The 11243-nt window shown below is 53.2% G+C and carries 8 protein-coding genes and 1 pseudogene; all 9 read left to right on the top strand.

Annotation, left to right across the window (positions count from 1 at the left end; translation table 11 throughout):
* Positions 1-596: 596 nt before the first annotated feature.
* The 9 genes and pseudogenes from JYJ39_RS13550 to JYJ39_RS13515 all read left to right on the top strand — a co-directional run bounded on the left by JYJ39_RS13550 (position 597) and on the right by JYJ39_RS13515 (position 10463).
* Entirely contained in the window at positions 597-1019 is a 423-nt protein-coding gene (locus JYJ39_RS13550) for a helix-turn-helix domain-containing protein (protein ID WP_205205108.1), read from the top strand.
* A 339-nt stretch (positions 1020-1358) separates the two neighbouring features.
* Positions 1359-1982, top strand: coding sequence for a TnsA endonuclease N-terminal domain-containing protein (locus JYJ39_RS13545; protein ID WP_051295211.1), 624 nt, complete (start codon positions 1359-1361; stop codon positions 1980-1982).
* Complete coding sequence (locus tag JYJ39_RS13540) at positions 1945-3930, top strand: Mu transposase C-terminal domain-containing protein (RefSeq protein ID WP_205205105.1); 1986 nt, start codon at positions 1945-1947, stop codon at positions 3928-3930. The genes JYJ39_RS13545 and JYJ39_RS13540 overlap by 38 nt, the downstream gene beginning before the upstream one ends.
* Positions 3927-4886: a TniB family NTP-binding protein gene (locus JYJ39_RS13535; protein ID WP_205205103.1), complete on the top strand. Its 960-nt coding sequence runs from the start codon at positions 3927-3929 to the stop codon at positions 4884-4886. Before JYJ39_RS13540 ends, JYJ39_RS13535 begins: the two co-directional genes overlap by 4 nt.
* Positions 4883-5227: pseudogene (locus tag JYJ39_RS14260) on the top strand (hypothetical protein); the annotation flags it as partial. The gene JYJ39_RS13535 and the pseudogene JYJ39_RS14260, both read left to right, overlap by 4 nt.
* Positions 5228-5362: 135 nt before the next feature.
* On the top strand, positions 5363-6265 hold the full coding sequence (locus tag JYJ39_RS13530; protein ID WP_240189668.1) for a hypothetical protein: 903 nt from the start codon (positions 5363-5365) through the stop codon (positions 6263-6265).
* A complete protein-coding gene (locus JYJ39_RS13525; protein WP_345890790.1) occupies positions 6228-8081 on the top strand; it encodes a TniQ family protein in 1854 nt (617 codons plus the stop codon). The genes JYJ39_RS13530 and JYJ39_RS13525 overlap by 38 nt, the downstream gene beginning before the upstream one ends.
* 379 nt (positions 8082-8460) lie before the next feature.
* Positions 8461-9483 carry a hypothetical protein gene (locus tag JYJ39_RS13520; protein WP_205205086.1) on the top strand — a complete coding sequence of 341 codons (1023 nt, stop codon included), beginning with the start codon at positions 8461-8463 and terminating at the stop codon, positions 9481-9483.
* Between the two features lie 587 nt (positions 9484-10070).
* Positions 10071-10463, top strand: coding sequence for a hypothetical protein (locus JYJ39_RS13515; RefSeq protein WP_205205084.1), 393 nt, complete (start codon positions 10071-10073; stop codon positions 10461-10463).
* The last annotated feature ends 780 nt before the right edge of the window (positions 10464-11243 follow it).

Genomic DNA, 11243 nt, shown 5'->3' with positions numbered 1-11243 from the left:
AATAAAACACGGTTCGCCGCATGAATCAGGCGACAACTATCTTGACTTGCTCCGATCTCTGGACATCCCCACCGGGATAGGCGCGCAGTCGACTTTGACCCTTTGATGCCGTGCCGCCACCACATTAGATCTCCAGAATTTGCTAGGCGATTTTCTCGGATACGTGAGATCGACTTGTTTGCTGCGATAGTGGGATATTGTGGCCCCCAGCGCGGGGGGCCGCTCGGTTCATCTGAATTAATTCTGTGCGATGACAATGGCGAGCAGCACCGGTTCTACTTTGAAACATTCTTCAACCGCTATGATGCACTGACGTTCGGCGTTCATCTCCGTAAGGAACCTCTAGCGGTCACCGTTCTGTAGTTCTGAATGATCGAGCTTGCTCTATCTGGTTTTTGATCGAGAGGGCTTGGGTGTTTCGCATAGCATGAGCGGTACCAAAAACTAATCCGGTATGAGAAAGAACAATCCTTAAAATAAGGATTCAATAAGCGGTATTTTGATGCTTCGATGTGTGGGAGTTTAATGCATCAAGCTGATATATAACGACTTTTTGTTTATTTCCCAGAAAAAACGGGCCAAAATGATCGGTGATCATGAGCCCGTTTTCGTATTTCCTTCTCACGCTCCGGTCGCGTCACAACGTCAAGCAAGCTGAGCTTGCGAAGCGATTAGGCTACGCGAAGAGCTATATCTCTGCCCTGGAAAGCGGGCAGAAGGGACCGCCATCCCCTGCGTTCCTGGAGTGCATTGCTCAGTTCTTCGAACTGGATGAGCAAGGTAAAGCCGAAATGCATGCCGCAGTTGAAGCTTCCAATCGTTCCCTGACGATCCCGCACAGCACCTCCCCCGAAATGTTCTGCTTGCTTCAAGCGCTGCGTGAAGCATGGCCAGCATTGAACCCGTCCCAGATTCGAATCATGACCGAGGTAATCGGAATGACCGATTCCTGCCGGCGGGCTTCTCCCTTTCTTTCTGGCGGCCGTGCCGTCAATCAAAAACAGGAGGCCAAAATGTAAAACGGGACGCACCTTTCGGGCGTCCCGCTGATTGGGCATCTTGCGATACCTAGAAGCTTAGACACCTTCAGTATCGCGACCGTCCTGGTCAGCGTCAAGCCCGACTCCACTTCGTTGCCCGATTTTCGCCTGGTGTTTTCACCAAGCGGGGAGAACCTTTTTGCCTGAATTCGGGCACCTGTATCCGTAACTCATGTCGCGGAGGGGCTTGCTCGCCCTTCCGCCAGGAGGAGTCACACCATGCCTATCTCCCTTTGGAGTGGAACCTGGCGAGGTCGTACGGCCGTCGGTGATACCCATTCCCGGTCGCGAGAAGTCATCAGTCCATCAGGCGGCATCATGCGCGCCAAGTTCCCCAGTCAGAAAAATGGCCGCCTGGTGCATTGCGAGGGGCTGCTCGAACTCGACGCAGCCTACCTGCTTGAAGTGAACCAGGAAGTTACCCGCTATAGCGAACAACCGGAGCCCTTCCACTATCCAGATGGCGGCCGCACGCGACGCTACACCCCAGACTTTGAGGTAACGCTCAAATCGGGTGAGGTCGTCTGGGTTGAAGTCAAACCGCTTCGCTCACTCGCCAAACCCGAAGTTCGCAGAACCCTGGATTGCGTCAGTAGCCACCTCCAGCGTACGGGTAAGGCTTTTGCAATCCTGACCGACGAAACCTTGCGCCAGGAGCCTCTTCGCAGCAACGCACGCCAGATTTGTCACCAGGTTGAACGCAACAGTGCGTCCTTAACAAAGCTGCATTCCGCGCTGTCGCGTGGCGTTATCTCCCTTCCCACTCCGCTTGGGGATGTCACAGCGGCGCTCAGGCCGCTTGGACTCAATCCCTACAGCTTGATGATCGCAGGCGCTCTGCGCCTGGATTTGACCAAGCCGCTCAATCCTTCCATCGAAATCGAACTTGTCACGGAGAACGCTCATGCGTGGTTTCACCTTGCAGAAGAACACGGCTTTTGAGTGGGCCGGGGTTGGGTATCGCATCCAGGCGCTGCCCCCAGACGGCAAAGTGCTGCTCGAAGCCATTGCGACTGGCGGACTGTCGCTTCATACGAAAGAGGAGCTGTTGGAGGCGTATCGACAGGGGGCCATCACGTTCCTGGATACCTCGCCGAAAAATCCAGCCCAAACCCTCGCGTTTTCCAGACCGCTCGACGAGGTGCCAGAGCAGCTTCGCGCCGCTGCTGCTCGGCGTCAGCAATATCTCCGCGCTATCTATGAAGCTGGATCGCCTCGCTTTACCAAACGAAACATCGAACCAATCATCCGCCGCGTTGCGAGCGAAATGGGTGACCCCAAGCCACCTAGCATCACGTCAATCTGCAGGTGGCACTATCAGCTCATCCATACTCAGGACGCCCGGGCGCTGGTTCCCCGCTACGACCTCCGTGGCTCTCGGCAACGACACGCGAGCAAGGAGGCACTGCTTCTGCTCGAAACAGTCGTGGAAGAGGCCTACAGAACGTCGCCGATGACCTCGGTAGGAAATATCTACGCCCGTTTGCTGGAGAAAATCGAGGCAGAAAACCGAGGTCGGCTTTCCATAGACCAGATTCGCGCACCAAGCCTACGAACCACCTACCGCTTGGTCAGCGACATAACGGCCTACACAAAAACCACCCTACGCGAGGGGAAGCAGGTGGCAGAAAGGAAATTCCGCCTCTCTGCCCGAAATGCCAAAGCGGAACGTCCTCTTGAACGCGTTGAAGCCGATCACACGCCCCTGGATGTGTTCTGCATCGATCCGAATACCTGGCTCCCGCTGGGGCGGCCCACATTCACCATCCTGATTGATGTCTTCAGCCGGTTTCCCTTGGGCTATTACCTGAGTTTTGGAGCGCCATCGGCCGCTGCACTGGTCGGCGCCCTACGCCATGCAATCCTTCCCAAAACCCTGGTCGACGGTGGCCTATCGAACCTGAAAACATCAGGAAATTGGCCTTGCCATGGCATTCCCGATGTACTGGTCGTTGATAACGGTCTGGAATTCCACGGTGTGGACCTGGAAGGTATCGCCCTGGATTTAGGCATCACGATCCAGTTCTGCCCAAAGCGAGAACCCCGTTTCAAAGGTGTCGTTGAGCGCTTTCTCAAGACCGTGAATTACTCATTTACGCACCAGCTCCCTGGTACGAGCCTGGCCAAGTTCCATCTGCGCGGCGACTATGACCCCCTGAAACATGCCCTGATTTCCCTCGACGAGCTCAAGCAAATCCTGGAGAAGTGGCTGCTCGATGTCTACGCCGAAAGCGTCCATCGCGGCATCAAGACAACGCCACGAAACCGCTGGCAAGAAGGCGCAATGTCTTTCGAGCCCAGGTTACCCGGCAGTATCTCTACCCTGCAGCGCCGGATCGGGAAAAGTGCTGAACGCAAACTGCGCCGTCCCGGTATCGAACTCAATGGCATCCGATACAACGCCAATTCTGTTGCCCCCATTATCAGGCGCTACGGGGAAGGGGTGTTGGTACGGGCCCTTTACGATCCGGAGGACTTGGGCGAGATACTGGTCTGGGGGCCGGATGACGAGGAACCTGTTGTCGTGCCGGCTTTGGATCTTGAGTATGCCAAGGGGCTGACCGAGTTACAGAATTCGCTTATTCAACAGCAGGTCCGTGAATACGGGGCCGCCGCATCCGACCGTCACGCGGTTTACCGGGCCCGGGCCGAAATCGCCCAGCAGGTCCAGGAGTTGATGCTTAGCCGCAAGCTATCGGCCCGTAAACGTGCCGCACGCATCCAGGGGCTTTGCAGCGCCGAACCCCCTGCCAAGATCGGCCCGCCTGCAACCCAACAGAACCGGAAGGCCGCAAAGAAAGCGCAAGGGAGCCCTTCATCGACGGACACTGAGTTGCCACCACCTTTACCCAGGATTGAAGGGGTCAAAAAGAAGCGGGGGCAAGGATGACTCCGGAAATTGCCGAACGGCTCAAGCTTTTTGATGAGGATTTGGTCGCCTTTGCCCCATTCGTGGCCGCCAAGGATGCGATTGAGGAAAATCTACAGCTCTTCAGGGAAACCGGGGTTGCCCGACACATGCTCATTCTCGGCGAATCGGGGACCGGGAAAACTAGCCTCTGCGATTGGGTGGAAAGGATCAATCCACCGATCTATCACGAGGAGCGTGACCAAATTCGAGTGTTGATCGTCCGGGTACCGCCAGCGGTCAGCGTCGGCGGCATTGCGGAGGCATTTCTCAACGCGCTGGGCAGTTTCTGGGCGCAGCGGAGTAGCGTCCCCGCCAAAACCAAGCAGATCATCCTCCTGTGCCGCAAATGTGGGGTCGAACTGATCCTGCTGGATGAAGCGCAGCATCTCAAAGACCGAGGAGATACGAAGAGTCAGTATCTGATTGCCGACTGGCTCAAGTTCCTGCTGGACGATCTGGCGCTTCCTACCGTGATGCTGGGCTTGCCCCGGCTTGAGGAGCTGCTGCAAACCAATGAACAGCTACGTCGACGCTTCTCCCGACGGGTTTTTTTGACGCTCGGACAAGACGATGCTGGGTCTGTTGGAGGGGACTGCCTGCAATTGTTTACCAGCCTTGCATTGCCCCTGAACTTGCCGGTCAGCCTGGCCCCATTCAACAACACTGACTTTGGTTGTCGGCTGCACTATGCGACGGATGGTCGAATCGCCTACATAAAAAAGCTGCTTTTTGCTGCCTTCCGAAAAGCGCTTCTCGAGGACTTGCAGGCTATCGACATTCCTCTTCTGGCGCAGGCCTTCACCGAGGAAATCTGGCGCGAAGGTATTGGTAAACTTAATCCGTTCGATGAGCAGTTCGTTTTCCGTTCGCTGGATCGTGGTGGAGAACCCTTCGAAAGGGCTCATACGGGTGCTAGAAGGCGGGGACGAGCATGAGCCCATGGATTGATCACCTGCCACTGCACCCGAAGCCGCACCCGAATGAAGGGCTGGCCGCCTATTGCTGGCGGCTCTCTGCCAGCAACGGCTTAACACTACCACCCGATATCACAGCCACCGTTCTAGCTGATCAAGGTTGTCCTGGCGCTACCTCCCCTATTTCGCAACTGCTGGGCGTGGAGCTTTCGAAACAGCTTTGGGAAAGGGATACCCATTGGTGGGACCAGACGTTTTACCAACCGCCACTATGGCCTCATCACTGTCCACAATGTGCAGCAGAGAAGGGTATTCACTATGCCGCGCTCGACCTGCCTTTCGTTTCGGTCTGTCCAATTCATGGTTGTAAGCTTTTAACTAGGTGCCCAGCGTGTAACCGACCACAGACATGGCACAGGCTCCGCCATGGGTTCCTTTGCGAATGCGGCTCTGATCTCACCAAGGCCATCACGGATAAAGGAAATTCAATCCAGTTGATGATGGCGCAGCTTGTTACTGGCGCCATAGACCATGCCCTAGTCCCTGCGCCCCAAGTACCAATAGCCAGCTTTGAGTATTCATCTGGTGACATGTACCGCGCATTGAACTGGGTTCGATCGGTGCAAGATGTTTGTAGGCGTCCTTCCCCATGGAAATATCCGTCAAAACTGCATTTTTCTTCATCGGCTAAAACCAAAGAAGCAAGCGCCCTCAATCCCTCTGCGGTCAGATTGCTTACCAGCTTGCCCGAGTCAATCCCACGCAAAGCGAGAAGGTTGAGGCGATGGATATGTCGAGATGAACTGGGCCCGTTGGTCCTCTGGGGGCAGCACTACATCATCAAGCAGCTCATCTCGTTTCAGTCAGACTGGGCATCCAGTAATCAGGCGATACCCCGGGCAATTGCACATGCAGTAGTCGATGCCATCAAAGAACTTTCCAATGGGCCAGCTGCGTTGCCTCACACCTGCTTTCACCCACGCTATACCCAGCGGCACATCGCCACCTTGCGCCGGCAACTGGGGGCTTGGTGGGCCAGGCTGTCCAGCAGGATCCCTCCACTGAACGCACATTCGCAGTTTCCCTGTGATGAGTGTCTGGAAATAGAAGATGCGGAAATCTGGGTAGAAACAGAAGAGGAAGTCGTCGATTTGCTCAATCTTCTGCTTTACGCGTCCCACCATCGCTTACCGCTGGAGAAGTTCATCCCGCTCCAAGAACGTTGGCGCTTACCACCGGCACTTCGCACCCGTTCTGCCACGCTCGAATCCGTCACGACTTACCTCATCTCCCTTTGGCCAAGTGAGCGCGCTTACCTCGGGGATTTGCTCCGCTTCTGCATTGCAGGCACCTTTGACCAGGATGACCTTGGCGACAATTGTATTGGGGAGGTCGCCTAGGATGCTTGGAGCACGTCTCGTCATGCGCCCGCGACCGCTGACGCAAGAATCAACGCCTGGCTATTTGTTGAGGGTCGCCATGGCAAACGGGTTGTCCTCAATCCCGGCGCTCTTTCGGGCCTGCTGTGATCGGGGCAGCCTGTTCCCATTTGACGCGCTGAGAAAGCTTCTGGGGCTAGAGGATGAGGAGGTCCTACAACTGTTCGGGCCTCTGCCATCCCGTTGGGGGAAAAACGAGCTACCGGAAGAATTAACCGTCCAGGACTTCATTCACTCCTACCGTCGCTGGTGTCCGCGATGCCTATCCAAGCAGGCATATCAGCAGGGGTATTGGGATTTGAAGCTGGTCACCCTCTGCACGCGGCACCAGGTCTGGCTACAAGACCGATGTCCACAATGCGGCGCAAAGCAGGGTTGGAATGGCTCAAGTTTGCTTTACTGCACTTGTGGGTATTGTCTTTCAGATGGAAGTGCCGAGCCTGCAGGGGGCCTTCCTCTTGGACTGACGAAGGCACTACTACCTGAATCGACAGCGACCGCCTGCCCGGACGTTGGTCTTCCGGCCGGGGTGCAGCTCTCCCGCATTCAGTGGCAGCGCCTGGTGTGCAGGCTTGGGCAGTTTTCCAGTGGGGTTCAACCAAGCAGGCCCGGGCAGCTTGCCCGACTGGATGACCTAGGGACTGCCCGCACTATCATCGAGAATGCAGCGGCTATTTTCCACGAGTGGCCGACTCGGTTTGTCCGCTTGCTGGAAGATATCCAGGCTGCAGCAGGGCCGTCGATCAGCCTGAAAACATCATTCGGTGTTCTGTATCGCCTGCTGTATGTCGAACTTGATGATCCCGCCTATCAGTTCCTCCGCGATTGCTTCGAAGATCATCTGAAAACACATTGGTGGGGTGTCGTGTGCCGGCGTAATAGCCGTCTTAAACCCAGTACGCTGGAAAAGCAGGCGCGCATGACCAAGAAGCAGGCATGCCAAGCAACAGGTATTCGACCATCCGTACTCCAGCATCTGGCCCAACAGGAGTTATTGCCGATCCAGGATGTATCGCTTCCCTCGGGTCGTAAAGCACGGACTTTCCGACAAGCAGATGTAGCTGCCGCAGCTGAAGTGGTTCAGGGCGCAGGGAATCTCAGCGAGTTGGCGCTCCATGCAAATATCGCTGAGCGCCGCATCCGGGATCTCGTGAGACTCGGTTTGCTCAAACCGATCATTTCCAGGGCGGGTGGGAGTAGCTGGTTGTTCTCTGCTGACGATTTCAGGCAAATGCTCGTGCTAACGGATGCGCTTGAAACGGAAGATCGTCCGATGGTGGCCCTGGCTTCTCTGTTGAAATCGGGGCGACTGGCAAGAGAGGAAGGCGGCTCACTGATCGCCGCTATCCTCGCTCAGGAGGTTAGCGCATTTACCGAATCGGGCGGCATGGTGCCTGTCGGCCAGGTAGTACTCGGCCAAGAGGAAGTTGTTTGCTGGCGTAAGAACTGGCGACAACAGCATGGGGCTCCGTTATCTATCCCTGAAGCTGCAATCGAACTGGGCCTCAAACAAGAGGTGGTTTATCACCTGATCAGGAGGGGGTTGCTTGAGGCAAAACACGTATCTACCGGCGGGAAGGTTGATCAACAATCAATCCAAGATTTCCGGGAAAAGTATGTTGCGCTCGCAGACTTGGCTCGTGAAAATCGTACTTCACCGCGTCACCTGATGTCATCCATCGTGGCCCAGCCTGTCAGTGGTCCGGAGGTCGACGGTGGCCGTCAGTATTTCTTTTGGCGGAGCGAGGTTATGGCATGCCATGTGGACGACCAGTAGGCGTACGCTGAAGAACTCCCGGAACATTTTCGTTGTGGCTGTTCCTTGACTCGACCTTGTAAGTGGCAACGCCGCATGATGCAAGCGATAGCTACGAAAGATCACTAGAGTTGACTGCCTGAAATCATCGCGCCTGACCAAGTACGATCTGTCGGCATTCGAGCAAGAGCGGACGTTGGGTTACCATGCTCTAAAGCTGATATTACTCTCAGCGGTTGTCCATTATATTGACCTTGTCATGCCAACGGAAATTATTCCAATCATATAAAATCAATGTTCTTCGCGCAACAGATTCAGCGCCAACAGTATCAACTGCTATACGGACCGCTACGTCTGTATAAATACTTTTAGTCTTTCGTCGTGCTTGGAGAATTATTCGATGCCAGGAACCAACCGAGTCAAAATCACGTTTTTGGAGCTTGTTTTTCCTCCCATTTCAAACCAAGAGGCTTATTGGTTAAAAGATCAGCCTGCAGCAGAATTTATGCGTGCTAGTGATTTTTATATGATTGGCGGAAAGGCAAGATCAAAGTTCACCAATCTATCGGTTTGTGAAGAAACCATGGTTATTAGTTTCGACCTGTGCATTGGCGACGATGTGAAAGGGTCTGGGAAAATAGAAGTGCTTTGTCTTAACGCAGTAGAAAACTACGAAGGTGAAAAATTTTGTGTTGGGGCCGGAAAAGATGAGATTGAAATATTTTATTATGAGGGTGATGGCAATAAATATCTCATAGAAAGATTTACGCCTGAGAATATTTTATGGCATCGTTCCAGGGATATTGCGGGGCTGTCTGGTTTAGATAATTACAAAGATCTCTTCTGTTATGACCTACTCTATGTCGGAATAGCCAAAAAAGGTGATACGTATGATCGGCTAATTAAAAATGGTCACCACGCTAGGTTGGACATACTTGCAAATGAACCTCAGAGATACCCTGGGGCTAGAGTTACGGATGAAATATTTCTATTTTTATTTCGTATAGAGCCGTTATTCGTAAGCACTTTTGGCCCAGATAGCGAGATTGATCTAGATTTTGGGTATGATCATAAAAAAATTGTTGCAGATGCGGAAAAGGCTTTTGTGAGTTTGCTACAGCCCCATTACAACACCGTAAAATTTAGCCAATACCCAAAAGGTAATGACGGTCTATATGACTCAAAACTTGATAGATACGCATATCATATCGGCGAAGCCATTACCTTCAATACTGCTCATGGAAAGATAAAAGGGGGCAGAAACAGAATTTTTGGTGGAATAACTAACGAAGCCGATTTTATTTTTGTGGACAAGGAGACATCTAGGCTTTTTATCGCCGGCAAAGATTTTGATGAAGATCAAAAGCCTAACAAATCCGTCGAGATTAACTGTCCAAAAACCGCGCTTCCGGATGCGGGTTGACGATGTAGGGTACGGGCAAGTAGAACCAGATATGCCGTTTCCGGCCCACCCGAATGTAGAGACCTCTTAATAACTCTCTCTGTTTTTTCAGGATTACGCTGTCAAGAATATAGAGGGGTAGCGCCCTAACCTTGGTCAAGAGAGGCGCTCCGCCGGCAAGCTGGCTTTCCGCCCCTTACCTCTAACGTTCCTGAGAATCCCCTTTTCCAACGTGTCCATGTCCGCATAGGGGCGATTGAAGCCGGTCAAGCCGATGCGACTTCGCAGTTGCGAGAGTTGTCGTTCGAAGCCGCTCAGTTGTAAATACGTAGTGCCCAGAAAGACTAACGAACATGAAGAAATCTCGCTATGAACGGTACCGTTGTTTAATGCGGATGGTTCACAGGAGCCACCCTTGGCAACTGGACGATGGGGTTTACATGCCTCACACATACCTTGAGGCTCGGGTGCTTTCCTGGTGGGACGAGGTTGGATTCATCGTTAATGGATACCGTGTGTTGGTCTGGTGGGAGCATCTTCGGACGAAGTACGCAGACGAGATTCACAGACAAGCCTGTGACCAAGCCGGTCCTTGCACCGAGCTATCGATGTTCACGCACGAAGAGAAATACTGGAAGCGCGTCGGTCGATCCAGAAAGAAAGTAGTTGGCTATCAAGCCCAAACCAGCTCGGCTGAAGAAAGAAGCTATTTCGATGCGATTGCCGTCAAGGAAGAGCAGTTGAGGTTTGGTGGGATTGAATATTCGGTTCGACCGAGCATCACTGTACGTCGGTACAGCTGGGGGATAGGCGTTGAACTTTGCACTCCGCAGGAGGTGCGAAATATTGAAGAAGCTCGTGGTCTGGCCTCGATGGCAAAACGTCTCATCAAGCGCCAGGTCACGCTAGACGAGTTGTTCCCCGACACCAATTATGATCGAGAAAACTGGTTGAGCGAATCGTTCGCCCGTGCCAACGATGCTACCAAAGTCCCCACCTAGATGTCGTCCATGCACATTGCTTTCCATTCCGATCCAATCGACCAAAATGCCTTGCTCAGGGACATTCGATGTTATGGCTTCGCTTACTTGGACACTTTGCGAACCAATGCACAACGGATCGGGAAGGAACTGACGGAAAATGGCGCTGAAGCAATTGGTCTCGCAGTTTGCGGCCCGGATGGGGATTACCATTACTACCTGATGTCTCTCTCGGTAGCTGAGTACAGAATTTCAACAATCGGTAGCCGCGTTCTACAGGCTGTTCTGGCGTGGCAAGCTGATGGTTGTCCCTCGCCCAGCGTATGCACGCTATAAGCACGACCAACACAACAGCCCCTTTGATAAAGCCCTTCAGTGAACGCAGAAATCGCCCTGGACAAGTTGAATGGCATATTGCTATGCTATATTTATACCGATAGATGGCATTTGAAATAACTGATAATTGTGGATTTTAGGCAACAACTCTAGCGTCAACGATATCAACCGTTATCCGGATCCCAGCATCCGTGTAAACACTTTTAGGCACAGAGTCGGAATACCACTATGGGCTCAAAGATTGTCTATACAGACGTCAGTTTGAAAAATTTCACTCTTGACTCTGCAACTCGTGTCAAGAATGACGCTTTACCCACCATTTCGAGACTACTTGGCAACCTCTCCTTGCGAGACCATTCTCAACGGCCAGTTACCGTTTCTGTCAAACTTGATGAGTTTGCGTACGATAAGAAGTAACCGTCCGGCCACCACCGTCTTTTCGCCGAAGTTTCAATAGCTGAAGAT

Source organism: Azonexus hydrophilus (assembly GCF_905120355.1).
Lineage (GTDB): Bacteria > Pseudomonadota > Gammaproteobacteria > Burkholderiales > Rhodocyclaceae > Azonexus.
This window is presented reverse-complemented; position numbering and strand designations above follow the sequence as displayed.

Bases quoted from the DNA above. Each gene is read 5' to 3' on its own strand.
- JYJ39_RS13540 (WP_205205105.1), top strand. From the start codon at position 1,945: ATGCGTGGTTTCACCTTGCAGAAGAACACGGCTTTTGAGTGGGCCGGG.
- JYJ39_RS13550 (WP_205205108.1), top strand. From the start codon at position 597: ATGAGCCCGTTTTCGTATTTCCTTCTCACGCTCCGGTCGCGTCACAAC.
- JYJ39_RS13535 (WP_205205103.1), top strand. From the start codon at position 3,927: ATGACTCCGGAAATTGCCGAACGGCTCAAGCTTTTTGATGAGGATTTG.
- JYJ39_RS13545 (WP_051295211.1), top strand. From the start codon at position 1,359: ATGCGCGCCAAGTTCCCCAGTCAGAAAAATGGCCGCCTGGTGCATTGC.
- JYJ39_RS13530 (WP_240189668.1), top strand. From the start codon at position 5,363: ATGATGGCGCAGCTTGTTACTGGCGCCATAGACCATGCCCTAGTCCCT.
- JYJ39_RS13515 (WP_205205084.1), top strand. From the start codon at position 10,071: ATGTTCACGCACGAAGAGAAATACTGGAAGCGCGTCGGTCGATCCAGA.
- JYJ39_RS13525 (WP_345890790.1), top strand. From the start codon at position 6,228: ATGACCTTGGCGACAATTGTATTGGGGAGGTCGCCTAGGATGCTTGGA.
- JYJ39_RS13520 (WP_205205086.1), top strand. From the start codon at position 8,461: ATGCCAGGAACCAACCGAGTCAAAATCACGTTTTTGGAGCTTGTTTTT.